The 26032-nt window shown below is 57.0% G+C and carries 29 protein-coding genes, 1 tRNA gene and 2 pseudogenes; 6 read left to right on the top strand and 26 right to left on the bottom strand.

The features are described 5' to 3' along the window. Window positions 1-85 precede the first annotated feature (85 nt). The 13 genes and pseudogenes from N018_RS10040 to thrS all read right to left on the bottom strand — a co-directional run bounded on the left by N018_RS10040 (window position 86) and on the right by thrS (window position 12138). A complete protein-coding gene (locus tag N018_RS10040; protein WP_025389454.1) occupies window positions 86-874 on the bottom strand; it encodes an SDR family oxidoreductase in 789 nt (262 codons plus the stop codon). Continuing rightward, window positions 871-1593 carry a GntR family transcriptional regulator gene (locus tag N018_RS10035; RefSeq protein ID WP_024647711.1) on the bottom strand — a complete coding sequence of 241 codons (723 nt, stop codon included), beginning with the start codon at window positions 1591-1593 and terminating at the stop codon, window positions 871-873. Before N018_RS10035 ends, N018_RS10040 begins: the two co-directional genes overlap by 4 nt. Before the next feature lie 347 nt (window positions 1594-1940). Beyond that, window positions 1941-2720, bottom strand: a complete 780-nt coding sequence (locus tag N018_RS28515) for a methyl-accepting chemotaxis protein (protein WP_418903472.1) — start codon at window positions 2718-2720, stop codon at window positions 1941-1943. Between the two features lie 78 nt (window positions 2721-2798). After that, window positions 2799-3875: pseudogene (locus N018_RS28510) on the bottom strand (methyl-accepting chemotaxis protein); the annotation flags it as partial. 813 nt (window positions 3876-4688) lie between these two features. Then, window positions 4689-4765: transfer RNA gene (locus N018_RS10020), tRNA-Pro, on the bottom strand. A gap of 87 nt (window positions 4766-4852) precedes the next feature. After that, the gene (locus N018_RS10015) at window positions 4853-5209 is read right to left on the bottom strand and encodes a MerR family transcriptional regulator (protein ID WP_024647791.1); all 357 of its coding nucleotides are present in this window, start codon (window positions 5207-5209) and stop codon (window positions 4853-4855) included. Then, window positions 5190-5492, bottom strand: coding sequence for an integration host factor subunit alpha (ihfA, locus tag N018_RS10010; protein WP_002553164.1), 303 nt, complete (start codon window positions 5490-5492; stop codon window positions 5190-5192). Before ihfA ends, N018_RS10015 begins: the two co-directional genes overlap by 20 nt. A gap of 3 nt (window positions 5493-5495) precedes the next feature. Further along, window positions 5496-7874, bottom strand: coding sequence for a phenylalanine--tRNA ligase subunit beta (pheT, locus tag N018_RS10005; protein ID WP_025389452.1), 2379 nt, complete (start codon window positions 7872-7874; stop codon window positions 5496-5498). 28 nt (window positions 7875-7902) lie between these two features. Continuing rightward, window positions 7903-8919, bottom strand: a complete 1017-nt coding sequence (pheS, locus tag N018_RS10000) for a phenylalanine--tRNA ligase subunit alpha (protein WP_003367019.1) — start codon at window positions 8917-8919, stop codon at window positions 7903-7905. 104 nt (window positions 8920-9023) lie between these two features. After that, on the bottom strand, window positions 9024-9380 hold the full coding sequence (gene rplT, locus N018_RS09995) for a 50S ribosomal protein L20 (RefSeq protein WP_002553161.1): 357 nt from the start codon (window positions 9378-9380) through the stop codon (window positions 9024-9026). Between the two features lie 29 nt (window positions 9381-9409). Next, window positions 9410-9604, bottom strand: a complete 195-nt coding sequence (gene rpmI, locus N018_RS09990; RefSeq protein ID WP_002553160.1) for a 50S ribosomal protein L35 — start codon at window positions 9602-9604, stop codon at window positions 9410-9412. Window positions 9605-9664: 60 nt separating this feature from the next. Then, the gene (gene infC, locus N018_RS09985) at window positions 9665-10216 is read right to left on the bottom strand and encodes a translation initiation factor IF-3 (protein WP_170846037.1); all 552 of its coding nucleotides are present in this window, start codon (window positions 10214-10216) and stop codon (window positions 9665-9667) included. Then, entirely contained in the window at window positions 10216-12138 is a 1923-nt protein-coding gene (thrS, locus tag N018_RS09980) for a threonine--tRNA ligase (protein WP_025389451.1), read from the bottom strand. The genes infC and thrS overlap by 1 nt, the downstream gene beginning before the upstream one ends. A 358-nt stretch (window positions 12139-12496) precedes the next feature. Here thrS and N018_RS09975 point away from each other — a divergent pair, with 358 nt between their 5' ends. After that, window positions 12497-12802, top strand: a complete 306-nt coding sequence (locus N018_RS09975) for a hypothetical protein (protein ID WP_025389450.1) — start codon at window positions 12497-12499, stop codon at window positions 12800-12802. A 295-nt stretch (window positions 12803-13097) separates the two neighbouring features. Next, a complete protein-coding gene (locus N018_RS09970; protein ID WP_002553156.1) occupies window positions 13098-13310 on the top strand; it encodes a cold-shock protein in 213 nt (70 codons plus the stop codon). A gap of 66 nt (window positions 13311-13376) precedes the next feature. On the opposite strand, the gene N018_RS09965 is transcribed toward N018_RS09970, so the two are convergent. Beyond that, window positions 13377-13715, bottom strand: a complete 339-nt coding sequence (locus tag N018_RS09965; protein ID WP_024647795.1) for an I78 family peptidase inhibitor — start codon at window positions 13713-13715, stop codon at window positions 13377-13379. A 304-nt stretch (window positions 13716-14019) separates the two neighbouring features. Here N018_RS09965 and N018_RS09960 point away from each other — a divergent pair, with 304 nt between their 5' ends. Continuing rightward, a complete protein-coding gene (locus N018_RS09960; protein WP_024647796.1) occupies window positions 14020-14214 on the top strand; it encodes a hypothetical protein in 195 nt (64 codons plus the stop codon). A 36-nt stretch (window positions 14215-14250) separates the two neighbouring features. Here N018_RS09960 and N018_RS09955 read toward each other — a convergent pair whose 3' ends face one another. The 8 genes from N018_RS09955 to N018_RS09920 form a co-directional block, all read right to left on the bottom strand. Then, window positions 14251-15276 (bottom strand): nucleoside hydrolase, encoded by a 1026-nt coding sequence (locus N018_RS09955; protein WP_025389449.1) that lies wholly within the window; start codon window positions 15274-15276, stop codon window positions 14251-14253. Between the two features lie 22 nt (window positions 15277-15298). Then, the gene (gene rbsD / locus N018_RS09950) at window positions 15299-15703 is read right to left on the bottom strand and encodes a D-ribose pyranase (protein WP_024647798.1); all 405 of its coding nucleotides are present in this window, start codon (window positions 15701-15703) and stop codon (window positions 15299-15301) included. Then, the gene (gene rbsK / locus N018_RS09945) at window positions 15700-16620 is read right to left on the bottom strand and encodes a ribokinase (RefSeq protein WP_024647799.1); all 921 of its coding nucleotides are present in this window, start codon (window positions 16618-16620) and stop codon (window positions 15700-15702) included. The genes rbsD and rbsK overlap by 4 nt, the downstream gene beginning before the upstream one ends. Before the next feature lie 30 nt (window positions 16621-16650). Further along, entirely contained in the window at window positions 16651-17667 is a 1017-nt protein-coding gene (locus N018_RS09940) for a LacI family DNA-binding transcriptional regulator (RefSeq protein WP_024647800.1), read from the bottom strand. 1 nt (window position 17668) lies between these two features. Beyond that, on the bottom strand, window positions 17669-18661 hold the full coding sequence (locus N018_RS09935) for an ABC transporter permease (RefSeq protein ID WP_024647801.1): 993 nt from the start codon (window positions 18659-18661) through the stop codon (window positions 17669-17671). Next, window positions 18658-20211, bottom strand: coding sequence for a sugar ABC transporter ATP-binding protein (locus N018_RS09930; protein ID WP_024647802.1), 1554 nt, complete (start codon window positions 20209-20211; stop codon window positions 18658-18660). The genes N018_RS09935 and N018_RS09930 overlap by 4 nt, the downstream gene beginning before the upstream one ends. Before the next feature lie 54 nt (window positions 20212-20265). Further along, window positions 20266-21186, bottom strand: coding sequence for a sugar ABC transporter substrate-binding protein (locus tag N018_RS09925; RefSeq protein WP_418903471.1), 921 nt, complete (start codon window positions 21184-21186; stop codon window positions 20266-20268). 365 nt (window positions 21187-21551) lie between these two features. Beyond that, the gene (locus N018_RS09920; protein WP_024647804.1) at window positions 21552-21776 is read right to left on the bottom strand and encodes a YgdI/YgdR family lipoprotein; all 225 of its coding nucleotides are present in this window, start codon (window positions 21774-21776) and stop codon (window positions 21552-21554) included. A gap of 137 nt (window positions 21777-21913) precedes the next feature. Here N018_RS09920 and N018_RS09915 point away from each other — a divergent pair, with 137 nt between their 5' ends. The 3 genes and pseudogenes from N018_RS09915 to N018_RS09905 all read left to right on the top strand — a co-directional run. Then, a complete protein-coding gene (locus N018_RS09915) occupies window positions 21914-22165 on the top strand; it encodes a DUF1654 domain-containing protein (protein WP_024647805.1) in 252 nt (83 codons plus the stop codon). Between the two features lie 4 nt (window positions 22166-22169). Beyond that, window positions 22170-22874: an endonuclease gene (locus N018_RS09910; protein ID WP_024647806.1), complete on the top strand. Its 705-nt coding sequence runs from the start codon at window positions 22170-22172 to the stop codon at window positions 22872-22874. Between the two features lie 293 nt (window positions 22875-23167). Further along, window positions 23168-23395: pseudogene (locus N018_RS09905) on the top strand (DUF6555 family protein); the annotation flags it as partial. A 78-nt stretch (window positions 23396-23473) separates the two neighbouring features. Here the strand turns inward: N018_RS09905 and map are convergent. The 4 genes from map to N018_RS09885 form a co-directional block, all read right to left on the bottom strand. Then, complete coding sequence (map, locus tag N018_RS09900; protein WP_025389448.1) at window positions 23474-24265, bottom strand: type I methionyl aminopeptidase; 792 nt, start codon at window positions 24263-24265, stop codon at window positions 23474-23476. After that, window positions 24262-24510 carry a ParD-like family protein gene (locus N018_RS09895; RefSeq protein WP_024647809.1) on the bottom strand — a complete coding sequence of 83 codons (249 nt, stop codon included), beginning with the start codon at window positions 24508-24510 and terminating at the stop codon, window positions 24262-24264. Before N018_RS09895 ends, map begins: the two co-directional genes overlap by 4 nt. An 88-nt stretch (window positions 24511-24598) precedes the next feature. Then, window positions 24599-24796 carry a hypothetical protein gene (locus N018_RS09890; RefSeq protein WP_024647810.1) on the bottom strand — a complete coding sequence of 66 codons (198 nt, stop codon included), beginning with the start codon at window positions 24794-24796 and terminating at the stop codon, window positions 24599-24601. Window positions 24797-24897: 101 nt separating this feature from the next. Next, complete coding sequence (locus N018_RS09885) at window positions 24898-25929, bottom strand: Ldh family oxidoreductase (protein ID WP_025389447.1); 1032 nt, start codon at window positions 25927-25929, stop codon at window positions 24898-24900. Window positions 25930-26032: the final 103 nt, after the last annotated feature.

Below are 26032 nucleotides of genomic sequence, written 5' to 3'. Positions count from 1 at the left end.
CTCCGTTCTTGTTCTTGGCGAGAAGTCTGATGTGGAACATGACATCGGACGGTGTCCGGTCATTGATGCTATCGGGCCGAAATACTCAGAGGTACTCGACGTTGCCATCCACGCTGATGGCCTGTCCCGTGACATTGCGTGCAGCGGGCGAGCATAGAAAGAGCGCCATGGCGGCAACGTCCTCGGCAGTGACCATGCGCTTGAGCGAAATCTTTTTCAGGTACTCCTCACGCATCTCGGCTTCGGGCACATTCATCTGTTCGGCACGGGCACGAATCACCCCATCCATGCGCGGTCCTTCGACGATGCCGGGCAGCAAGGCATTGACGCGGATGTCGCTTCCGCCCAGCTCGGATGCCAGGGATTTCATCAGCCCGACAATTGCCCATTTGGTCGCGGCATACGGTGTGCGCCAGGCGTAGCCAAGGCGACCGGCGACAGAAGCGATATGAATAAGGTGAGCATTGGGTGACGCCTTGAGCAACGGCACCGCATGATGGGCAAAGCGGTACTGCCCGGTGAGGTTAATATCGATAGTGCGCTGCCACTCTTCTTCGCTAATGGCATCGATGCCTGCCGTTGGACCAGCGATCCCGGCGTTGTTGATCAGCACATCAAGACCACCGAAGTGTTCGCGCTGCACCCTGAATACCGCTTCGATCTGCGCCGGATCAGCAACATCTGCGTGAGTGGCGACACTGCCTGGATAGCGTTCGAGGAACGCCGCAATGGCCGCCTCGCTGACATCGCACACATGTACCTTTGCTCCCGCTTCCAGGTAAGCCGCCGCCAACACTTCACCGATCCCGGCTGCACCGCCGGAAATCAGAACCCGCAGCCCTGCATATGGAATCAGCCGATTGAGAACACTCATGCTTTTTTCACTCCCGAGACACGCGACCTTGAGCGGTCACTCTTTGCGATCAGGCGCGTCAGAGAGTCGGCAGCCTGCATGATGTCATCGGTGACAGCTGCACGAGCCGCCGCCCCATCACGCGCCGCCAACGCCTCGACGATACGGTTATGCGCTTCCATCGAACGCTGAAGGTGCGCCCTGTCGGGCGCGACAAGCGCGAAACACGGGCCGATGTGCAGCCAGAAATTTTCTACCGCCGCAACAATGAGCTCAGCCTTGGCGACTGCATAAATGCGTCGGTGAAAGGCAAAGTTGGTCCACAGATAGAGGGCCACATCAACCTTGTCGGCGGCAGTTTGCATCTGTTCGCAGAGCTGGCTGATGTCTGCAAGGTCGGCGTCGTTGAGCAGGATGACCGCTTTCTCGGCCAACAGCCCTTCCAGCGCAACCCTGGCATCGCGAATCTCGCGCAGCCGCTCCGGGGTCATCATGGGCACGCGCAGACGAGCGGTTTCGGTAACTTCGAAGGCATTTTCTGCGCTAAGACGATTCAACGCTTCGCGCACCGGCATCGGACTGGAACCGAGCGCCTCGGCGAGACCACGGATGGTCAGTTTCTGACCCGGCTGAAAGCGCCCGCTCATCAGCGCTTCACGGATTTGCCGGTACACCTGATCCTGGAGGGTATCGCGAGAAACCTGACGCATGGCCGGCAGGAGGATCGGACGATCTGTCATGGGGAGTGACTCATATTGGCGTTCTTATGGAACGAATATGTGATCACAAATAACATATGTCAAATTGTTTTTTAACACTGGAGATGCTTTTGTGGCCCAACCACTTGCAGAAGCGCCCAGAGCCCCCGTTTAAAACCATGGCAACCCGAGGCAATACAAACCCGGCTATTCCGTGACCCCACGTTGGTCGCCATAACAGCGCAGGACAACGCGCATAAGAAAATCGCCAAGGCCAACCTGGTATCGGTCCCAAGCTTGAAACGTCGCATGAGGCCTGGTTACCGGTTGCGGGAAAGTCGTGCTTTCCCGCTTGCTTGTCAGGCAACTGTTCCAGGCACGCTTGCGTTTTACGTCTTGAAGTGCGAAGTCATTTTTTGCAAATCTTGCCCCAGGGACGCCAGCTCAACTGTCGCCGTTGCGCTTTCCTCGCTCGCTATCGCGGACTGATCGGCCACATCACGAACACTAAGAATGCTGCGATTGATTTCTTCAGCCACAGCACTTTGTTGCTCGGCGGCAGCCGATATCTGCAGGCTCATTTCCTGAATCGTGCCGATGGAGTGGTTGATTTGGGTGATTGCCTGCTCGGCCTTTTGCGCCAGCTCGACAGTGCCCAATGTACGTTCACGACTGGATACCATCAGGGTGGCGGCGGCTTGCGTACCTTGTTGCAAGGCAAGGATCAGCGTTTCGATTTCCTTGGTGGAGTCTTGCGTGCGCTGAGCAAGTGAACGCACTTCGTCTGCGACTACGGCAAACCCGCGGCCCTGCTCACCAGCACGTGCGGCTTCGATGGCCGCGTTCAACGCCAGCAAGTTTGTTTGTTCGGCAACCGCCTTGATCACGTCAATGACTTTGCCGATTTTCTCACTGTCCTGGGTCAGTACATTCATGGCGCCCCCCAGTTCTTCGATTGCCAGGGAGAGCTCGCTGATTTGGGTCGTGGCCTGTCTGACCACTGCGCCGCCATGACGTGACTGCTCTTCGGCCAGAGTTGCCGCAGCCGACGCATCGGTGGTGTTGCGCGCCACCTCCTGAACCGTGGAGGCCATCTCATGCATCGCGGTGGCCACTTGGTCCACTTCGATTTTTTGCTGACGAACGCCTGCGCTTGTCTGCTCGCTCATGGCGGACAGCTTTTCAGCAGACATCGAAATTCTAGTCACACCGCCGCCGATGCCCTGCACCAGCGTATTCAGGTTTTGCGCCATGTCCTGCATGGCATTTTGAAGATCGCCCAGCTCATCACGGCGCGTCGACTTGGCCTGCACCGTGAGGTCGCCTTTGGCGATACGGCGAGCCAGATCGACGGTGAGCGCGAGCGGCGAGGTGATCTGACGGGAGATCACAACAGAGGCAAACAGCCCCACCAACAACGCGACCAGCGTCAAAATAGCCACCTGGATAAAAGCACTGCGCTGATCGGCCCGCGCCAGTTGCTGCTGGGCGTCCATCAAGCCGGTGATGATTTTATCCATGACGTCGCTTTCCTGGTCCACTTGCTGTCGCAGGCTCTGCTTTTGCTCAAACAGGGTAGAGACTTGAACCAGCGTCTCGCGGTACTGACGCATGCCGACGTAGGCCTCTTCCAACTGGGAGGACAGTGCGGCGGGCAAACTGGTGCGGGCTTTGGTGATGTCGCTCAGAAACGCTTCAGTAGTGTCCAACAGCAACTTTTTGTTGGTAGCGTCTGGAACGGCGATGTAGCGACGCAACACGAGACGAAACATCGTCATGCTATTTCGCAGGTCGGCCACCTTACGCAGATCGGCTATGCGCTCGTTCCCGGGTTGCTCCAGCGCACTGACGGTAGTGGTTTCAAGCAGTTGAGTAAATGTGTTGGCAAATTTATCGGACAACGCTCCCAACGGTTTCAGCGCACCGCTGGTGGACTTGTCTGTATCGACGAGACGATTGACCTTCTGATCGTAGGCATCAGTGCTGGCTTGCAACTGCGCCAGCGCTTGCTGATTCTCCTTACGGGTCAGTAAAAGCAACGCCTTGGAGATGAGCCCTTGCATCGTGCTGAGCTGCGTACGGTAAACCTCAAGAGCCGCTTGGTCGGCGGACGCTTCGTATTGTTTCTCTGAAAGGCGCATGTCCTGCGCCGCATCGTTGAGCGTTCCGATCAAACGTGTAGTGTCCAAACGGTCAACGAGGATGTTGTTACTGGTGTAGCCGACGAAAGCAACGGCCAACACTGCCAACAACAAAAAGCCAAAGCCGATCCCCAGCTTTCGTGAAACCTTGATATTGCCTAAAAATCTCGCTGCTACTGCCATTTTCAGCCTCCACTGCCACCACATCATCGTTCCGTGAGGCAGAAAAATAAATCCTGGCAACCACAGTTGCCTTCAAGGGTCAGGTGTCGTCGTCCAAGTCGAGGTTCAGGGTCAGTTCCAACTGAACCCGGCTTAAGGAAACATCTTTGAGGGCTGATGCGCTAAATGGAGCGCGCTCGGTGCACATCGAAACGGAGCTGCACCCAGGTCATGCGCTGACGGCCTTGAGCCACGGTTTAACGCTTCAACGTAGCCATCGGCAAGGGACGCCATGAACTTAAATGAAAAGTTGTACATCTTTTATTTCTGTACAGGTTTTCGCAGCATGACCCGCAGACTGGCTTCAGCCTGCCGTCACTAGAAGTGGGTCTATGGGGATGACCAGGACAGAGAACGTCATCACCAAGGATGACGACGACAAGCCGCTAACGAAAACCCAGCAAATCCCTTGCCCGAATTACAACGCACCGAATGATGGCTGCGGGAGTGGCTTTCCCGTTCTGTATGCCATGCGTAGTGACATGCCAAGCGGCGATGATTGGAGTGATGGAGGAAATGTCGGGCTTTCACGAAGCGCGGGCGCTGTCACTGCACATGTACAAGAAAGCCGGAAAGGACGGGCAAGAGGTCGCTGGTGATAAGAGTGGGGATATGACAAAAACGACCAGAAAGACTACGCCGAAACTCTCTGGTCAGAGGCAATCCCGGACCGATATCAGCCGGCTTCCGAATTGGTTTTGCGCGGGCTTTGCGCACGCCGGAAATGAAAAAAGGGACCAGCACCGTAGGTGACTGATCCCCTTAGTAAAAATATGGTCGGGACGGAGTGATTCGAACACTCGACCCCTAGCACCCCATGCTAGTGCGCTACCGGACTGCGCTACGCCCCGACTAGGCGTGTATCTGTTTTGCGACCTGCGAAAACGTTGAGAAATATACCCTAAGCGTTTGAATTATGGAAGTATCTGCTCGCTCGATTACGCCTTGAGCATGACCAGCACGTCTTCCAGTTCGGCAATCATCTGCCGGATCATTTGCTTGTACTGCTGGGTATCGTCTTTCGGTTCGCCGGCGGTAAGACGCAGGCGGGCTCCGCCGATGGTGAAGCCCTGATCGTAGAGCAAACCGCGGATCTGCCTGATCATCAGCACGTCGAGGCGCTGATAATACCGGCGGTTCCCGCGTCGCTTGACGGGGTTGAGCTGAGGAAATTCCTGTTCCCAATAACGCAGAACGTGCGGTTTTACCGCGCAGAGCTCGCTGACCTCACCGATGGTGAAGTAGCGTTTGCCAGGGATCGGCGGTAGCTCGTCGTTATGACTTGGTTCCAGCATATGCCTCAACTCGGGCCTTCAACTTCTGCCCTGGACGAAAGGTGACAACACGGCGCGCCGTGATTGGAATTTCTTCACCGGTCTTGGGATTTCTCCCAGGCCGTTGGCGCTTGTCTCGCAGGTCAAAGTTGCCAAAACCTGACAACTTCACCTGCTCGTTATCTTCCAGAGCGTGCCTGATTTCCTCAAAAAACAGTTCAACCAGTTCCTTGGCTTCCCGTTTATTCAGGCCCAGCTCTTCGTACAGACGTTCGGCCATCTCAGCTTTCGTCAGAGCCCCCATACGCTACTTCCTTAACGTGGCGTTTAACCTCTCCTCAAGCGAGGTGAGGATAGCAAGTGTCGTTGCGTTTACCTCATCGTCATTAAGAGTGCGCGATGGATGCTGCCAGGTCAAGCCGACTGCAAGGCTTTTTCTATGTGGATCAATGCCTTTACCCTGGTAAACATCAAATAACCTGAGGTCTGTGAGCCACTCGCCTGCATTTTCACGAATTACGTCCAGAACTGCACTGGCAGAAACATCGCGATCAGCCAGCAGTGCCAGGTCACGGCGCACTTCAGGGAAGCGTGATAGCTCGTGGAATTTCGGCAGGCTGCCTTTGGCGACTTCACCCAGAACCAGTTCGAACACGAACACTGGACGATCCAGACCCAGGGTTTTCGACAATTCAGGATGGATGGCACCCAGAAAACCAACTTCACGACCATCGCGCTCGATGCGAGCGGTCTGGCCAGGATGCAAGGCCGGATGCTGACCCGGCGTAAAGGTGAATTCACCCAGCGCACCGGCAAACCCCAGAACCGCTTCGACATCGGCTTTGACGTCGAAGAAATCGACCACGTCGCGACCTTGCGCCCAGCCTTCCGGCAGGCGGCTGCCGCACACTACGCCAGCCAGCATCGGCTCTTGCTTCAAGCCATCCAGCTGACCGACAAAGCGCAGGCCACTTTCGAACATGCGCACGCGATCCTGCTGACGATTGAGGTTGTGCTGCAAGGCTTTGACCAGGCCAGGCCACAACGAGGCGCGCATGGCGGCCATGTCATTGGAGATCGGATTGGCCAGCAGCAGAGGTTTGGCGCCCGGCGTGAACAGTTCGAACCACTTCGGATCGATGAAGCTGTAGGTGATCGCTTCCTGATAACCACGCGCAACCAGTAGGCGGCGCAACTCTGGCAGATCGCTTTTGGCTTCGGCCTTGGCCTGTGGAGCCAGACGCGCTTGCGGGTAACGAACCGGCAGGCGGTTGTAGCCGTACAGACGCGCCAGTTCTTCGATCAGATCGACTTCAAGGCTGATATCGAAACGATGGCTTGGCACTTCAACGCGCCATTGGCCGTCTGTTTCGGCAGAGACTGTCAAGCCGAGACCGGTGAGCAGACGCTCGATTTCAGCGTTTTCGATGACCAGACCGAGCATTTGCTCGACGCGGCTGGCGCGTAGGGTCACCGGGGCAATCGAAGGAAGGTGCTGTTCGCTGACCACTTCAATCACCGGACCGGCTTCGCCACCGGTGATTTCCAGCAACAGGCCAGTGGCCCGTTCCATGGCTTCACGGGCCAGCTGCCAGTCGACGCCACGCTCGTAACGGTGCGAGGCATCGGTGTGCAGGCCGTAGGAACGCGCCTTGCCGGCCACCGAGATGGTGTCGAAGAACGCGCTCTCCAGGAAGATATCGCGGGTCCCGGCGGTTACGCCGCTGTGTTCGCCGCCCATGATGCCAGCGATGGCCAGCGCGCGCTGGTGGTCGGCAATGACCAGTGTGTCGGCACGCAGGCTGACTTCCTGACCGTCGAGCAGGACGAGCTTCTCGCCCTCCTCGGCCATACGCACCCGTATCCCGCCGTTTATTTCGGCCAGATCGAATGCATGCAGAGGCTGACCCAGCTCCAGCATTACGTAGTTAGTGATGTCGACGGCGGCATCGATGCTGCGCACGTCAGAGCGACGCAGACGCTCGACCATCCACAACGGGGTTGGACGCGACAGGTCGACGTTGCGAATCACGCGACCCAGATAACGCGGGCACGCTGCGGGGGCCAGTACTTCAACCGGACGCACTTCGTCGTGTACGGCGCTGACCGCTGCAACCTGCGGGCGTGTGACTTCGGCGGCATACAGCGCGCCGACTTCACGTGCCAGACCGGCCACCGACAGGCAATCGCCACGGTTGGGGGTCAGGTCGACTTCAATGCTGGCGTCATCCAGGCCCAGATAGACACGAATGTCCTGACCAACCGGCGCATCGGCGGCCAGCTCCATCAGGCCATCGTTGCCTTCACCCGCCTGCAACTCGGCAGCGGAACACAGCATGCCGTTGGACTCTACGCCGCGCAGCTTGGCTTTCTTGATCTTGAAGTCGCCAGGCAACTCGGCGCCGATCATGGCGAACGGAATTTTCAGACCGGGGCGCACGTTTGGCGCGCCGCACACGACCTGAAAGGTTTCGCTGCCGTTGCTGACCTGGCACACGCGAAGCTTGTCGGCATCAGGGTGCTGCTCGGTGCTCAGCACCTCGCCCACCACGACTCCGGTGAAAACGCCGGCGGCCAGCGTCACGCTGTCAACCTCAAGACCGGCCATCGACAGACGAGCAACCAGCTCGTCGCGGGAAACCTGCGGGCTTACCCAGCCGCGCAGCCATTGTTCACTGAATTTCATCCTGCTCTCCTGAAAGGTTCGTTACGACTTAGCGAAATTGCGCGAGGAACCGCAAATCGTTGTCGAAGAACAGGCGCAAATCATTGACGCCATAACGCAGCATGGCCAGACGTTCTACGCCCATGCCGAACGCGAAGCCCTGAAACTCTTCAGGATCGATGCCGGACATGCGCAGCACGTTCGGGTGAACCATGCCGCAGCCCATGACTTCAAGCCAACCGGTCTGCTTGCAGACTCGGCAGCCCTTGCCACTGCACATCACGCATTCCATATCCACTTCCGCTGACGGCTCGGTGAACGGGAAATACGAAGGACGGAAGCGCACGGCCAGTTCCTTCTCGAAAAACACGCGCAGGAACTCTTCGATGGTGCCTTTCAGGTCGGCAAAGTTGATATCGCGGTCGACCAGCAGACCTTCAATCTGGTGGAACATAGGCGAGTGGGTGATATCGGAGTCGCTGCGGTACACACGGCCTGGACAGACGATGCGGATCGGCGGCTGCTGCGATTCCATGGTGCGGACCTGTACCGGTGAGGTATGGGTGCGCAACAGCATGTTCGCATTGAAGTAGAAGGTGTCATGCATCGACCGGGCCGGATGGTGGCCAGGGATGTTGAGCGCCTCGAAATTGTGGTAGTCGTCTTCGACTTCCGGGCCTTCGGCGATGCCGTAGCCAATGTGCGTGAAGAACTGCTCGATACGTTCCAGAGTGCGGGTGATCGGGTGCAGACCACCAGAGGTCTGGCCACGGCCCGGCAGAGTCACATCGATGCATTCTGCGGCGAGCCTGGCAGTCAGTTCTGCCTGCTCGAACGACGCCTTGCGTGCATTGAGGACTTCTGTGACACGCTCCTTGGCAACGTTGATCAGCGCACCGACTTGCGGACGCTCTTCAGCCGGCAGGTTCCCCAGGGTCTTCATCACCTGAGTCAACTCGCCTTTCTTGCCGAGGTAGTGAACCCGGATTTGCTCCAGGGCATTGATATCTTCGGCGCTTTGCACAGCCTCAAGAGCTTGAGAGACCAGCGCGTCCAGGTTTTCCATGTACAGACTCCAGATACAAAATAGGGGAAGAGCTGAAGGCTCTTCCCCTATTTATGACGTTTAACACCGACCCCGGAAAACCGGAGCCGGTGATTGTCGGGGACTTAGGCCAAAGTGGCTTTAGCTTTCTCGACAATCGCAGCAAACGCCGCTTTTTCGTTCACTGCCAGATCAGCCAGAACCTTACGGTCGATCTCGATGGACGCTTTTTTCAGGCCAGCAATGAAACGGCTGTAGGACAGACCGTTAACACGAGCACCAGCGTTGATACGAGCGATCCACAGAGCGCGGAACTGACGTTTTTTCTGACGACGGTCACGGTAGGCGTATTGGCCTGCCTTGATTACCGCTTGCTTGGCAACACGGAATACGCGTGAACGCGCGCCGTAGTAGCCTTTTGCAAGTTTCAGAATTTTTTTGTGACGCTTACGGGCAATGACGCCACGCTTTACACGAGCCATGAGTTACTTCCTCTATATCTTGATCAAAATTAACGAAGGCGCAGCATGCGCTCGACTTTTGCCACGTCAGACGGATGCAGCAAGCTGCTACCGCGCAGTTGACGCTTACGCTTTGTCGACATTTTGGTCAGGATGTGGCTCTTGAAAGCGTGTTTGTGCTTGATGCCGTTAGCAGTTTTCAAAAACCGCTTAGCTGCACCACTTTTAGTCTTCATCTTTGGCATGTTCGGATACTCCGCATTCAGTTGATAAATATAACCGCAAGGCCTGCCGTGCCCTGGTGGTTATTTCTTCTTTTTCGGGGCGATGACCATGATCAGCTGGCGTCCTTCCATCTTAGGATGCTGTTCGACGGAACCGTATTCAAGAAGGTCACCTTCAACCCGCTTCAACAATTCCATACCCAGCTCCTGGTGGGCCATCTCACGACCGCGGAATCTCAAGGATACCTTGGCCCTGTCCCCGTCACTCAGGAAACGTACCAGGTTGCGTAGTTTTACCTGGTAATCCCCTTCCTCCGTCCCTGGACGAAACTTGATTTCTTTAACCTGGATCTGCTTCTGGTTTTTCTTCGCTGCAGCAACCTGTTTCTTCTTTTCGAAGATCGACTTGCCGTAGTCCATCACACGGCAGACCGGAGGGACTGCGTCGGCAGAAATCTCTACCAGATCCAGCTTGGCCTCTTCGGCTATACGAAGCGCTTCATCAATCGAGACGATGCCAATCTGCTCGCCGTCAGCGCCAATTAAACGAACCTCGCGGGCCGAGATATTCTCATTGATCGGGGCCTTGGGTGCAGCTCGTTTATCTTGTCTCATTTCACGCTTAATAATAATTACTCCGTATCTTGGCGACCACGCCGGGAAACCGCTTGTGCGAGGAATTCAGCGAACTGGGCGACCGGCATCGAGCCAAGGTCAGCGCCTTCACGTGTACGCACAGCGACAGTTTGCATTTCAACTTCCCGATCTCCAATCACGAGGAGATAAGGAACCTTGAGCAAAGTATGCTCACGGATTTTAAAGCCGATCTTTTCATTTCTCAAGTCGGACTTGGCACGAAACCCGCTTTCAGCCAGAGTTTTTTCCACTTCAAGCGCAAAATCGGCCTGTTTGTCAGTGATATTCATGATCACTGCCTGAGTCGGCGCCAGCCAGGCTGGAAATGCGCCTTCGTAATGCTCGATCAGAATGCCGATGAAACGCTCGAAGGATCCAAGAATCGCTCGGTGCAACATGACCGGATTCTTGCGACTGTTGTCTTCCGAAACGTACTCGGCACTCAAGCGGATCGGCAGATTGAAGTCCAGCTGCAAGGTGCCGCACTGCCATACCCGGCCGAGACAGTCCTTGAGGGAAAACTCGATTTTCGGACCGTAGAACGCGCCTTCACCCGGCTGCAGATCATAAGGCAGACCTGCGCTGTCGAGTGCGGCGGCCAGCGCCGATTCGGCACGATCCCAAAGCTCGTCGGAGCCTACACGCTTTTCGGGGCGAGTGGACAGTTTGAGTTCGATATCCTTGAAACCGAAGTCGGCGTAGACATCCAGCGTCAGCTTGATGAATGCGGCGGACTCTGCCTGCATCTGATCTTCGGTGCAGAAGATATGTGCGTCATCCTGCGTGAAACCGCGCACGCGCATGATGCCATGCAACGCACCCGACGGCTCGTTACGATGGCAGGCACCGAACTCGGCCAGACGCATCGGCAGCTCGCGGTAGCTCTTCAGGCCCTGATTGAACACCTGCACGTGGCACGGGCAGTTCATCGGCTTGATGGCGTAGTCGCGGCTCTCGGACTGCGTGGTAAACATGTTTTCGGCGTAGTTGGCCCAGTGCCCGGATTTCTCCCAGAGCGAGCGATCGACCACTTGCGGTGTCTTGATCTCAAGGTAGCCGTTTTCACGCTGCACTTTGCGCATGTACTGCTCAAGCACCTGATACAGGGTCCAGCCCTGAGGGTGCCAGAACACCATGCCCGGCGCTTCTTCCTGGGTATGGAACAGGCCGAGACGCTTGCCAATCTTGCGGTGGTCGCGTTTTTCGGCTTCTTCGATCCGCTGGATATAGGCAGCCAGTTGTTTCTTGTCTGCCCAGGCGGTGCCATAAACACGCTGCAACTGCTCGTTCTTGGCATCGCCGCGCCAGTACGCGCCGGACAGCTTGGTCAGCTTGAAGGACTTCAGAAAGCGGGTGTTCGGCACGTGCGGGCCGCGGCACATGTCGACATATTCTTCGTGATAGTACAGGCCCATGGCCTGCTCGTTCGGCATGTCTTCGACCAGGCGCAGCTTGTAGTCTTCGTGACGGGCGGTAAACACCTCGATCACTTCAGCGCGCGGGGTGACTTTCTTGATGACGTCGTAATCTTTTTCGATCAGCTGCTGCATGCGCTGCTCGATCGCCGCCATGTCGTCAGGCGTGAACGGGCGCTCGTAGGCGATATCGTAATAGAAGCCGTCGTCGATCACCGGGCCGATGACCATTTTGGCAGTCGGATACAACTGCTTGACCGCGTGCCCTACCAGGTGAGCGCAAGAGTGACGGATGATTTCCAGTCCTTCCTGATCCTTGGGGGTGATGATCTGCAGGCTGGCATCGTTTTCGATCAGGTCGCAGGCGTCGACAAGCTTGCCGTTGACTTTACCGGCAACGGTGGCCTTGGCCAGACCGGCACCGATTGAAAGCGCGACATCGGCTACGGAAACCGCCTGATCGAATGAACGTTGACTGCCGTCGGGAAGAGTAATAGTTGGCATGGCGCCTCCTCTCCTAGTGGTGACCCCTACCAAAGGTCACGTGGGTTGGGATGAGCCAGTACGTGATCCGGTGGTATGCCTGCCTCACAGTGGCAGGAGCCTGACGGCCAACCTTGAACCGAACCAGATGACTGGAGTGTACGAAAATCTGCCTGCGTCGCACCAAAAGCCATCAGCCACGGGGACACTTGAAAATAACAGGACGCGCATCCTAGCACAGCTGAGTCGCCACCGGACGCACATCTACGCAAAACACGCCAAATAACACGCCATCTGAACTGGCAGGCCTTGTAGACGTCTGAACCAGTCAAGACCCTGTACGTTTTTTTTCAGAAAAAGTCAGCAAAAGGAGAACACCATGAAGCCGCTAAGTCTGTCCGCCCTCCTCGCCTGCGCCGCCGTTCTGGCCCCTTGGGGTGCCCAGGCCGCCATGGACAAACCTGCACAGGACACGTTCACGCAAGAGTGCATCGCTGCCGCAAAGCAACAGAACCTCGATGCTAAAACCGCTGCGGCTCATTGCGATTGCGGCGCCAGGGTAGTGAACGAAAAATTCACGCAGAAAGAAATCGCATCCCTGAGCAACACCAGCACCGCGCCTTCCCCGGAATTGACTCAAAAACTGCAAAAACTGGTCGCTGAAAACTGCACCAAGGCAAAATAATCAAATTTTTTGAAGGGGCTAAAGCGATCGTTTGAAACCTTGGCCCGCTCTTCCCCTTGATCGCCTGAAAGCCTCATGAAACGGGGCTTTCAGCGTCTTTTTGACAGACTGAAAACCATCCGGACCCAGGCATCATTTAGCCACTTTCAGCGTATGACGCCCTGCATATAGCCTACCTTTGCTCAAAGAGATCACCTTAGTAGCTGTCTTTTTGTGCATTTCGACTATGATAGGCCGGTGTGCCCAGTTGGCCTGAGCAGCACGTTACTGAAAATTATGTTTCTGGAGATACACCATGTCTAATCGCCAAACCGGCACCGTAAAATGGTTCAACGATGAAAAAGGCTTCGGCTTTATCACTCCACAAGGTGGCGGTGACGACCTGTTCGTACACTTCAAAGCAATCGAGAGCGACGGTTTCAAAAGCCTGAAAGAAGGCCAGACCGTTTCTTTTGTTGCTGCTAAAGGCCAGAAAGGCATGCAAGCAGAACAAGTTCGGGTTGACTGATTCACCTGATGTAAAAAAACCCCGTCACTGACGGGGTTTTTTTATGCTTGAGGCAAAAGCGCTGCCTCAGCCGCAGTTGATGCGTGTGACTTTGCCGGAGGCGTCGGTGTTGACGTTCACCCGCTCGGAACGATATTCAAGCGTGACCATATCGTCAGGCCCGAGGATGCGTGCGTCTTGCGAGCCGGAACGTGTGCGCACTTGCTGCAAGAGCTCGATGGAGGCCGGTTTGCCGATTGCGAACTGGGCGAGCGCTGCATCGCAGCGACCGGGAATGGCATTGCTGGCTGGAGCATCGGCTTTGGCAGGTGCCGCCTCGGCGCTCGAATTGGAAGCATTGCTGCTGCACCCTGCCAATAGCGAAGTCATGACCACAAAACCCAATGTTGCGAACTTCAGGGGCATACACCCTCCTGTGCCAATAAATATTCCAGACCTGGTCCGACCGCGTCAAAACGGGTTTGTTGCAAATGAGCAACGACAAGCGCCTGTAACCTGTTGATCTGTCAGGCGCAAGAGTCTGCCTTGGGATAGCCTGGGGTGTGCGGGTAAATCGTCACAAAACATTTATCCGGGGACGTGATTGAAAACGCTCATCGACGTGATGCGTAAGTAGAAGTGTCAAACGCCTTGGAGGATGGTTTACTGACCGTGACGCGAGTACCGGGAAGTCAATAGCGTCATGCGTGATCGTTCACTGGAGACAGACATGACAGCCATCGCTATCGAAGCAGACATCAAGGCCAAATGGCCTCAAGGCCATTGCTCGCACAGCCCTTCAAATCCGGAGGAGTTGATGATCATTGCCGTTGATCTGCTGATCAAGGAGCTGGGCACCGACGGCGCCAGAACCTTTATCAGCCAGGTGCTCAGCCGGTATACGCCAGCCAAGCTGCCTGCCTGATGCGCTTCATCAACACGCTTTTCAAAGGCTACGCAATTACTTCAATCGTGCCAGACGCTCGGTCAGCAAATCGAAGAATCCCTGCGCGTCGCCATTTTCGACCCAGAACACATTCTGCGGCTGCTTGAGCGTGCCGTACCAGTCGGCAACTGTCTGACCGAAACTGGTACCTTCACGGGTATCGACCGTGACGTTGATCTGCCGACCGGTAAACAGCTCTGGCTTGAGCAGCCAGGCAATGACGCTGGCGTCATGCACCGGGCCGCCGGGCAAGCCGTAATGTTCCATGTCCAGCTTGACGTATTCATTGAGAATCCCGTCTACCAGCTTGCCGGCGTTGTTGTTCAAGGCAGCGATCTGCTTGAGGCGCTGTTCACTGGTGAGGATCTTGTGGGTGACGTCCAGCGGCACGTAGGTCAGTTTCACGCCACTGGCCAGCACGATCTGCGCGGCATGCGGGTCAGCGAACAGGTTGAACTCGGCGACCGGTGTGATATTACCGCCGTTGAAATGCGCGCCACCCATGACCACCACTTCCTTGATGCCCTGAGTGATTTCCGGGGCCTGCACCAGCGCCAGTGCCAGGTTGGTCTGCGGACCGAGCATGGCGATGGTGATGCTGTGTGGCTTGGCCTTGCTTAGCGTGCGAATCAGGTAGTCGACCGCATTGCCTTCGGCCAGGCCTTTGGCGGGCTCGTGTATCGGCACACCTGGCAGGCCTTCCTGACCGTGAACATTTTCGGCGTAGATCGGCGTGCGCACCAGTGGTTTGGGCGCACCGGCATATACCGGCACCTCTTCACGACCCGCCCATTCACGCGCCAGTCGGGCGTTGCGCGAGGTCTTGTCCAGACGCACGTTACCGGCCACGGTAGTGATCGCCATCACGTTCAGTTCTTCGGGTGAAGCCAGCGCCAGCAGCAGAGCGACGACATCGTCTGCGCCGGGGTCGGTATCAATGATCAGGTCACGCTTTTCGGCCGCCTGAACGGCGGCAGTGCCGAGAATGGACAAGAGCAGCGCTCCGCGGATAAGTTGTCTGGAAAACTGTATCAATGTCATATGAAACTCCCTTTCTTACGAGCTAGAACACGACCCCGGACACCAGCGCCACATTGCTGTAAGGCTGGCACTCTCCGGTTCGGATGATCGCCTTGGCCTGACGGCTCAAGACCTTGAGATCTTCATGACTCATCCAGCGCTGCTGGCCAAGCTGATCGTCGAGATTCAGGCTCTCGATAACCTGCAAGGCCGGCGGCTTGACCTGAGCCATCTCGCTGGCCAGTACGTGGCTTTCCACTTGCATCTCGCTCAGCACGACATCCAGCACACTGACGAAATCCGGCACACCACGGGTCAACGCCAGGTCGATCAGTTCGACCCCGGCAGGCACCGGCATCCCCGCATCGACGATCATCAGGATGTCACCATGCCCCAGCGAAGCGATCACGCGGGACAGGGCGATATTGAGTAGCGGTGTTTTTTTCATAACGAATTGAATTCCTTTACTTCCTCGAACGTCGGGATAGACGGCTGGGCTCCGGCACGAGTGACGGAGATGGCCGCTGCGGCCTGACCGAAGCGAATCGCCTCGGACTCGCCCTGCCCTGCAGCAAGTGCCGCCGCAAAACCGCCAACAAAGGTATCACCTGCGGCGGTGGTGTCCACGGCCTGCACACGACGTGCGGGAATATGCTCCACGCCAGTGGCATTGGCGAACAGGGTTCCGCGCTCGCCCAGCGTGATGATGACGTTGCGCGCTCCGGCCGCCAGCATGGCAGCCGCCGCTTTCTCAGCCGAGGCCGAAGAGTCGACGCCGATACCGGTGAGGGTCTGCGCCTCGCTCTCGTTGGGAATCAGGTAATCGATCAGGCCGTACCAGTGTGCAGGCAACGGTGCGCTGGCCGGTGCTGGATTGAGGATGACGGTCTTGCCCAGCGCATGGGCGCGAGCCAGGGTGTGAAAAACCGTCTCGGTCGGCACTTCCAGCTGGCAGATGACGATCTCGGAACCGGCAAGCAGTGCATCGAAACGGTCGATCAGGCTGGCATCAAGCCGGCCATTGCCACCGGCAACGATGACAATTGCGTTCTGACTGTTCGCGTCGACCACGATTGAAGCGATTCCGGTGGCCACCCCTTCGACTATGGTCACCGCTTGGCAATCAATGCGTTCAGCCAGCAGCGCGTCACGCAGTTGCTCGCCATAGGAGTCATCCCCTACGCAGCCGATCATCGCCACGCTGGCGCCCAGACGGGCTGCGGCTACTGCCTGATTGGCGCCTTTGCCGCCAGGCACGGTAGCGAAGGTTTCTCCGCTGAGCGTTTCACCGGGGCGCGGCAAACGCTGGGCGCGGATGACCAGGTCCATGTTCAGACTGCCCACTATCACTATTTTTGCTTGCATGGCTCATTAATCCGTTGCTGTGCGTGCGCGTCATTCGTTGGACAAAGTGTTCGGTGCTGCCGTGGACTCGCGCACCACGACGCAGGGCGTCACGAGTCTTTTCTCGACAGGAACTGCATGAGGTGCGGCGATTCTGCTTAACAGCATTTCAGCGGCGGTTTCGCCCAGCTGCATGATCGATTGCCCCACGGTGGTCAACGCCGGGTAGACGTAACGACTCATCTGGATGTCATCGAAACCGATCACCGACAGGTCCTGCGGCACGCGAATAGAGCGTTCGGCAGCGGCATGTAGCACACCGATGGCGATGACGTCATTGCCGGCAAAAATCGCGGTCGGCGGGTTCCCTGCCAGCAACTGGCTTGCCGCCTCATAACCCGCAGAACTGGTGAACTCACTGTGCAGGGCCCACTCGGCACTGACCTCGACAGAAGCCTGGTGCATGGCGCGCCGATAGCCCGCCAGACGCATTTCGGCCACCGTGCTTTTGAGCGGCCCGCCAATGCAGGCAATGTGCCGATGTCCCAGCTCCAGCAAATGACGGGTCGCCAGATAAGCACCCTGCTCGTGGTCGATACGAATGGTATCGGCCTCAATGCCGTCCAGTTCGCGGTCGACGATCACCAGCGGCGTGCGCACTTCGGCAAGACCGCCTGCGATACCGGCATCGCCACCGACCGAAGAGACAATCAGGCCGTCTACGCGCTTTTCCAGCAGCACACGCAGATAGCCGCGTTGCTTATCCGGGTTGTCATCGGAGTTGCAGAGGATCACGCAGAAGCCGTTGCGCTCGCAATAATCCTCTATGCCCCTGGCCAGTTCGGCGAAGTAAGGGTTCATGCCATTGGGAATCAACAGGCCAATGGTCGAAGTGGTCTTGGCCTTGAGCGACCGCGCAACCGCACTGGGAACGTAATCCAGCTGCGCGATGGCCGCTTCGACCTTGAGCCTGACCGGCTCGCTGACCGGCCGGGTCTTGTTCAGCACGTGGGAAACCGTGGTGTAGGAAATCCCCGCGAGTGCCGCTACGTCCTTGATGGTTGCCATATCAGCCCTGGCGCCGAGCCCGCTGGCTGCGGTAGGTATCCAGTACCACAGCGATCACAATGACCGCACCGGTGATGATGCGTTTGGTCGGCTCGGTCGCCCCGATCTGCGCCAGACCCGCAGCGAGGACCGAGATGATCAACACGCCGAAAAAGGTGCTGATGATCGAACCGCGACCACCCATCAGGCTGGTGCCGCCAATCACGACTGCTGCAATGACCTGCAACTCCAGACCGGCACCTGCATTCGGATCAGCCGCTTCCAGACGCGAGATCTGAAACAGCGCTGCCACACCGGCGAGCATGCCCATCAGCGAAAACACCAGGATCTTGTAAGGCTTGGGATTGATGCCCGCCAGCCGTACCGCCTCTTCGTTGGTGCCGATGCCGATCAGGTAGCGACCGAATACCGTGCGCGTGAGTACCGCCTGAGCGATGAAGATCACCAGCAGCGCGATGATGAAGGATGGCGAAATGCCAAACGCTATAGGGTCGGACAGCCAGGCAAACGAATCGCCGATGTAGGCGGTACGTGAGTTAGTCATCTGGTAGGCAGCGCCTCGGGCCATCTCCAGCACGCCAAGGGAGACGATAAACGATGGAATACGCCAGGCCACAGTGATGGAGCCGGTAATCGTGCCGGCCAGCGTCGCACAGGCAATGCCCAGCAATGCGGCGGGAAACACGCTCCAGCCCCAACCGAGAATCGCCACACTGACAGCCGAAGCCGCCAACGCCAATACCGAGCCCACCGACAGGTCAATGCCACCGATGATAAGAATCAGCGTCATGCCGACAGACAGCACCATCAGATCAGGGATCTGGTTGGCCAGCATGCTGAAGGTCTGGTAGGACAGGAAGTGATCGCTGAGTAATGAAAACAGCACAATCATGACCAGCAATGCACCTGCCAGCCCAATATAGGTGCCGAGGCCGAAATAGTTGCCGCTGCGACGAGCTGGCACAGTCAGCGTCGGGGAAGGTGTATTTTTCATGAGTCGTTCCTGGGCGCGGCATCATTGAGCAGCGCGTCACGTTTCTGATAACCGGCGAAGGCGGCGGCAAGCAATTGGTCCTGAGTCCAGCTATCGCGCTCGAAGGTGTCGATCAGGCGTCCGGCAGACAGCACGCCGATACGGTCACAGATCAACATCAATTCACGCAGATCACTGGAAACCACCACCAATGCCCTGCCCTGTCGGGTCAATTCGGCCAGCAGCGCGTAGATATCGAATTTGGCACCGACGTCGATACCGCGGGTCGGCTCATCGAACAGCATCACAGAGCAATCACGCTCAAGCCAGCGGCCAATCACCACCTTCTGCTGATTGCCACCTGACAGTTCGGACACCAGTTGGGTCGGACTTGAGCTGCGGATGCGCATGGCAGCCACTTGGCGCTCAGCCAGTTTCAGCTCCAGGCCAGCATTGACCAAACCACCCTGGGCGATAGAGTGCATGTTGCCCAACGCGATGTTGGCGCTGATCGATTGCGACATCAGCAACCCTTCGCTCTTGCGGTCTTCGGTGATCAGAGCAATGCCATGCTCCACCGCGTCGGCTGGCGACCGGACGGTGATCGCTTGCAGCGGCTGGCCGACTTCGATGACGCCGCTGTCGGCAATGTCCGCGCCGTAGATCAGGCGTAACAATTCGGTTCGTCCGGCACCGATCAGCCCTGAAATACCGAAGATTTCGCCGCGTCGTACCTCGAAAGAAACGTCCTCGACCTTGCCTGCTCGGGTCAGGCTTTTTACGGACAGCGCCACTTCGCCGATCTGGCGGGCACCCATGTCCATATGCTCGCCCAGCTCCCGGCCGACCATGAGGGTCACCAGTTGCTCGCTGCTGTAGCGGGAAATCGGTTCGACGCACACCAGCTTGCCATCGCGCAGCACGGCGATCCGCTGGGAAACCCGGGCAATTTCTTCAAGCCGGTGAGAGATGTAAATGATCGAGACGCCACGCGCCTGCAAGCGCGTGATCTGCTCGAACAGCATTTCAACCTCGCGCGAGGTCAACATGGCAGTGGGTTCGTCGAGGATCAGCACGTGGCAGTCGCCGACCAGGTTGCGAGCGATTTCGACCATCTGCTGATGGCCGATACCCAGCTCGCCAACCAGCGTGTCGGGATCGATGGCATCCAGCCCCACCTGAGCCATGGCCTTGATTGCATTTTCACGCAGCCGCTTGCGGTCGATCCAGCCAGCGCGACGCGGTAAATTGTCAAGAAACAGGTTTTCGGCAACGGTCAGCGTCGGGAGCAGGTTCAGCTCCTGCATGACCATGCGAATGCCGAGCTTTTCCGCCTGCGTGCGACTGGCAGGCTGATAAGGCTGGCCTTGAAATTCCATGTGTCCGGTGGTGGGCGTTACCAGCCCGCCGATGATTTTCGACAAGGTGCTTTTGCCGGCACCGTTTTCCCCGGTCAGGGCTAGCACTTCGCCGCGCATCAACGTCAGGTCGATATCGCCAAGCACTGGTTGAGCGTAGGTTTTGCCAATGCCACTGACCGAAAGAACAGCTGTCTGAGCAGACGCTGACATACATTTCTCCCAGCGCCCGTCCTCTGCGGACGGGCGCTTTTCACTCAGCGTGGATCAAGGTTGGGTAACGAGTTCTACCGGCGTTTCAATCACGCCTTTTTCGTTGGTATCAACCTTTTCACCCTTGACTTCTTTCAGCGCCGCTTCAATGCCGAATACCGCCTGTTTGGCTGCGTACTGGTCAGCCGTTGCCAGAATCCGGCCATCCTTGAGCATTGGCTTGATCGCATTGATGTTGTCGTAACCCACCACCATGACCTTGCCAGCCTTGCCTGCCGCACGGACGGCGGAGACTGCACCCAGTGCCATGCTGTCGTTGCCAGCCAGCAACGCTTTCAGGTTCGGGTATTCATTGAGCATCGCCGAGGCAACAGCATTGCCTTTGTCGATTTCCCAGTTACCGGACTGCGTGGATACAACTTTCATTTTCGCCTTGTCCATGGCGTCCTTGAACCCGGCGGTACGTTGCTGAGCGTTGGTGGTCGTCGACACCCCTTCAATGATGCCCACTTCGTCGCCAGCAGTAAGCTTTTTGGCCAGATAGTCGCCTACCAGCTCGGCACCCTTGCGGTTATCGGGACCGACGAAGGGGATTTGCAGGTTTTTGCTTTTCAGCACATCAGGATCGAGCTGGTTGTCGATGTTGACGACCTTGATCCCGGCGTCAGTGGCTTTCTTGAGCACCGGCACCAGCGCCTTGGAGTCAGCGGGTGCAATCACCAGCGCATCGACTTTGGACACGATCATCTGCTCGACAATACGAATCTGCGCCGAAGTATCGGACTCGTCCTTGATCCCGTTGGAAATCAGGTCGAATTCGTTGGCATGTTCTTTCTGGTAGGCCTTGGCGCCATCTTCCATGGTCAGGAAGAATTCGTTGGCCAATGATTTCATGACCAGTGCGACCTTGGGTTTTTCGGGGGTCTGAGCAAATGCAGCAGAGAGGGGCATGACTGCCGTAACGGCAGCAAACATGGCGACAGCGAGAAGGCGTCCAGCAAATGGCAGCTTCATGAGTTCATCTCCGATCTTGTGATTATTGTTCGGGCGAACGACGCAGGTTCGATGCTGAGCATCAACGCGCAAACGTTTGCGAGGAGCGAACTATGAAAAAAGCTGCAGGGTTTGTCAATCTGTCGAATGAGAATTATGACGCCGTGATTCTCGTGCCCATACGTTGCGCTCATCGCTGTACACATGTCAGCTTTTAATTCTGGCCGGAGAACGTGGGAGTGAACCGGGCGGCGCTTCGCTTGTTCACAAAATGGCCAGAATGCTCACCGAACACGATGAGTGACTACATGGGCACGAGAATCAGTAGTCAGTTTAATGACGCTCAATCAATCCTCGGGTTTGACCGTTGCCACTTCGTCAGCCTTGATCTTGATGGTCTTGCCCGACACATCTTCGAACTCGTAGAAACCATCACGCGTTTTGGTCTTGGGCATGTCTTTGGTAATGTATTGCGTGCCGTTCTGCAAGGTAACGACCGAGGGTGTTGAGCAACCTGCCAACAGTACAACGGCGGCGGCCAGCATTGGGAAAGTCAGTGACTTGATATTCATACGCGACTCCAAAAGCGTCATGGGATTTGTTCGGTCAGACATTGTGCCACTTCAGGCGCTTTATCCTACATAGATGTTGCGAAAGATCTCACCCTGAAATACTGTATGCCCGTACAGCAAACTCTGGGACTTTTTCCGTGGCAAAACAAACCGCAGCGACCCCCACTACTCCCGGCCCTTACGAGCGCATGGGCATTCGGGTGCAGAAGATCATCAACTCGCCTACTGCGCAGAAATCCAGGGCTGCCCTGCTTTTTCGTCAACCTGACGAGTCGGAAGACGACTGGGCGCAACTGCTTGAAGAGATAGCCGAGAACGATAATGTCACCCTCGCTTGGCGCGACGACGGTGGCGTGCAAATATTCTGGACGTTGCCGAAGGAAGATTGACGGCATGATGTTTAGATTTTCTACCCTGCTCTGCACCACCCTGCTCATTACCGCTTCATTCGTCGCACAAGCCGACGCTCCGCGCACGTTCAGTGAAGCCAAAAAAGTCGCCTGGGCCCTGTATGCGCCGCAATCCACCGAATTCTATTGCGGTTGCAAATACACCGGCAAAAAGGTCGACCTTGCCGGTTGCGGCTATGTGCCGCGCAAGAATGCCAAACGCGCCAGCCGCATCGAATGGGAACACATCGTACCTGCCTGGCAGATCGGCCATCTGCGCCAGTGCTGGCAGAACGGCGGCCGCAAGAACTGCACGAAAAACGATGCGGTCTACAAGCGTGCGGAAGCCGACCTGCACAATCTGGTGCCGAGCATCGGTGAGGTCAACGGAGACCGCAGCAACTTCAGCTATGGCTGGGTTCCCGAGCAGAGAGGCCAGTACGGATCGTGCCTGACGCAGGTGGATTTCAAGGCCAGGAAGGTCATGCCTCGTCCGTCGATTCGCGGCATGATTGCCCGGACCTACTTCTACATGAGCAAGCACTACAACCTGCGATTATCTCGTCAGGATCAACAACTCTATCAAGCCTGGGACAAGACCTATCCGACACAGGCCTGGGAACTTCAGCGTAATCAGCGAGTGGCTTGCGTGATGGGCCATGGCAACGAGTTCGTGGGACCGGTCGACTTGAAGCTGTGCACAAGATGAATCGATTGTGAGGCTGAATACTTCCATTCGGATAGTTGCCGAAAGAGAATCCAACGCATCCGCGTGCACTGCTCAGCCACTCATCGGAGAGCTGATAATTGGATCCAGATTCACCTGATTATGCCGCTACTCTGCAAAAACAGCAGGACGATCAAGACCGCGTAACGTGGTGATGTCTGTATCGATCTCAAAATGACAGAGCGGCCCGGGACTTTCACCACCGGACCGCGCCAGTACCGCGCTGTACTCATTTTAAGATGGCGCTATGTTGCGCGCCGTTCAGGCAGGCCATGATGATTCATCAAGTGGAATTTGAAATTCACTACCGGTTCGACGGGAAGTCGCATGTCTTTCTGCATCAGACGCCCACCCTGTGTCAAAGCGACGCGCTGCATTGTGCAACGCTGCATGCGGGGGTGGGGGCCTTCAGCGGCGGGGTATCCGGCGGTCCGATCCGGGAAGCCGTACTGAAGGCGCAGGGCGTTGGCGTGACAGACGTACACTGGAAGCGACGCTCATTGCAGGCAGGTTTTGCACAAACAGAAAAATGGCCTCTCGAAGAGGCCATTTTCACGTCTGCAAGGTGTGAAGCCGGCTAGCTAGATGGCCGGGTAGTCGCCCGTGCCTTCAGGCCAGGGTGTCAGCAATTCGAAACCGGTTGAAGTAACGGCAACCATATGTTCCCACTGGGCTGACAATGAAAGGTCACTGGTCAGCACCGTCCAGCCATCCGCAAGGGTTTTGGTGCCAGCCTTGCCGACATTGATCATTGGCTCGATGGTAAACACCATGCCTTCTTTCAGCCGCAGACCTTTGCCTTGAGTGCCGTAGTGAAGAACCTGAGGTTCTTCATGGTACTTGCGCCCGATGCCATGCCCACAATACTCACGTACAACACTAAAACCTTCACGGTGGGCAACACTCTGGATGGCGTGGCCGATATCACCCAGCGTGGCGCCTGGACGCACCGCATGAATACCGGCGCGAGTCGCCTCGTAAGTGGTATCGACCAGACGCCTGGCCAGGGGACTGACCTCGCCGACCAGATACATGCGGCTGGTATCGCCATACCAGCCATCCTTGATCACCGCGACGTCGATGTTGACGATGTCACCGTCCTTCAAAATATCGGTGGCCGAAGGAATACCGTGGCAGACCACCGCATTGGGTGAAATGCAGGTGGTTTTGGTGAAACCGTGATAGCCGACATTGGCCGGGATCACTTTCAGCTCCTTGACGATGTACTCGTTACAGATGTCATCCAGCGCTTCGGTGCTGACGCCAGACTTGACGTAAGGCTTGATCATTGCCAACACACCTGCGGCAAGTCGGCCGGCAATGCGCAACTGCACAAGGTCCTGTTCGGTCTTGAGACCGATAGCACTGCTCATGAGGCCGCCTTGGAGAGCGCGAACTCGGAAACGTTGAAGGTTTGCGTCGCCAGCACGGTGTCGCCTGTGCTCTCGATGCGGATCAGCATCTGACAGATCTCGCTGTAATCCAGCGCCGGGTGCAATTCGGCAAGCATGCCGATGCGCATCCAGTGTTCAGCCTGAGCATTGATGGATCGGCTAAGCGCAACACTGGCAGAGCGCAGGTTGGCGTGCATGTTTTCGGAAATCTTTACCAGACCCATATTCACCTCAATCGGAATATACGAAGCATATACGTTTCATATACTCACAATCAATGCGAGATTTTGCAGGGGCCCGATAGCCTGCGTGTTACTCCATTGCACTCGCTTGCCGAAACTCACCACCCGAGCGGGCTGCCACAATGGCCATGGAGACATCCGGCTGGCAGGCATTGAACTGGCGCAGTGCAGCCGCCATCCTGAGAAAATCCTCACGCTGCATCTCGTTGACGGTAGAAAGCGTACGAGAGTGTTGAGTAACGGAGTTTTGCGCTGACTTAAGGGACATGACAGACCTCATTCGTTTTTACTGTTCATGCATACAGTATTTATATCTGCGTCTCTGCACAAGACCGGTAGCGACGAATGGTCAGCGAATGTGTAAATGGCTCAACTTTCCGCCAGCGCCTGCAAGCGCGCAAAATCAGCCTGAGCGATAGTCATACCGTGAGCCATGGAACGCGCACGCTCGACGTAGCGTCGGTCACCCGGCAGACGCTCCTGGCCTGCCCCATGAAGCTGTCGTACCAGCTCTTCGCTACGCTGCGCAAAATGCTGACCACTGCCTTTGTCGGGATCGATAACAATCACCAACTGGCCTGTCCAGGGGGTTTGCGCGCCGGGATGTTTCGACCAGTCGAATCCGAACGAGAAGTTGCCACCCGTCAGCCCCGCCGCCAGCAGTTCAACCATCATCGACAACGCAGAGCCTTTATGCCCGCCAAATGGCAGCAACGCGCCGCCGTCAAGAACGGCGCGCGGGTCTTCAGTCGGCTGTCCATTGCAATCAACGCCCATGCCGGCAGGCAGCGATCGCCCTTCACGGGCGGCTATCTGCACGTCGCCATGCGCAATGGCGCTGGTGGCCAGATCGAACACGATCGGCTCGCCACCCGCTCGCGGTGCGGCGAACGCGATAGGGTTGGTGCCGAACAGCGGTCGACGTGCACCGTGCGGTACGACACACGTCATGCTGTTGACCATGCTCAGGGCGACCAGGCCTTGCTCTGCAAACGGTTCGACGTCGGGCCACAACGCCGCAAAATGATGAGAGCTGCGGATCGCCAGAATGGCAATCCCTGCACTGCGCGCCTTGTCGACCAGCAACGCGCTGGCGGCCGCCAGCGCAGGCTGGGCGAAACCGTTGCGAGCATCGACCCTGACGAACGCCGCACCCACGTCCTCGACAACCGGCACTGCCTTGCCATCCACCCAGCCGCTGGCCAGCGAGGACAGGTAGCCAGGTATGCGAAAGATGCCATGGCTATGCGATCCGTCCCGCTGAGCACTGGCGCAGTTTTCAGCCAGCACACCTGCGACCTCGGGCGATGTGCCGTGAGCGAGAAATATCTGCCGCAAAAGCGCTGTCAATTGCTCATACGAGATGTTCCGGGTGGGCTGGTCAACATCAACGTCAGGCATCTGAAGCTCCCTTCAAGGCAGTAAAGCGAAAAATGGTGAACCCCAAGAGTAACGCTCCCGTGCCTGAGGGACTACTTCACCATCAATGAGAGGCGCTTACATT

The sequence above is a fragment of the Pseudomonas syringae CC1557 genome (assembly GCF_000452705.1).
GTDB classification, from domain to species: Bacteria; Pseudomonadota; Gammaproteobacteria; order Pseudomonadales; family Pseudomonadaceae; genus Aquipseudomonas; species Aquipseudomonas syringae_F.
This window is presented reverse-complemented; position numbering and strand designations above follow the sequence as displayed.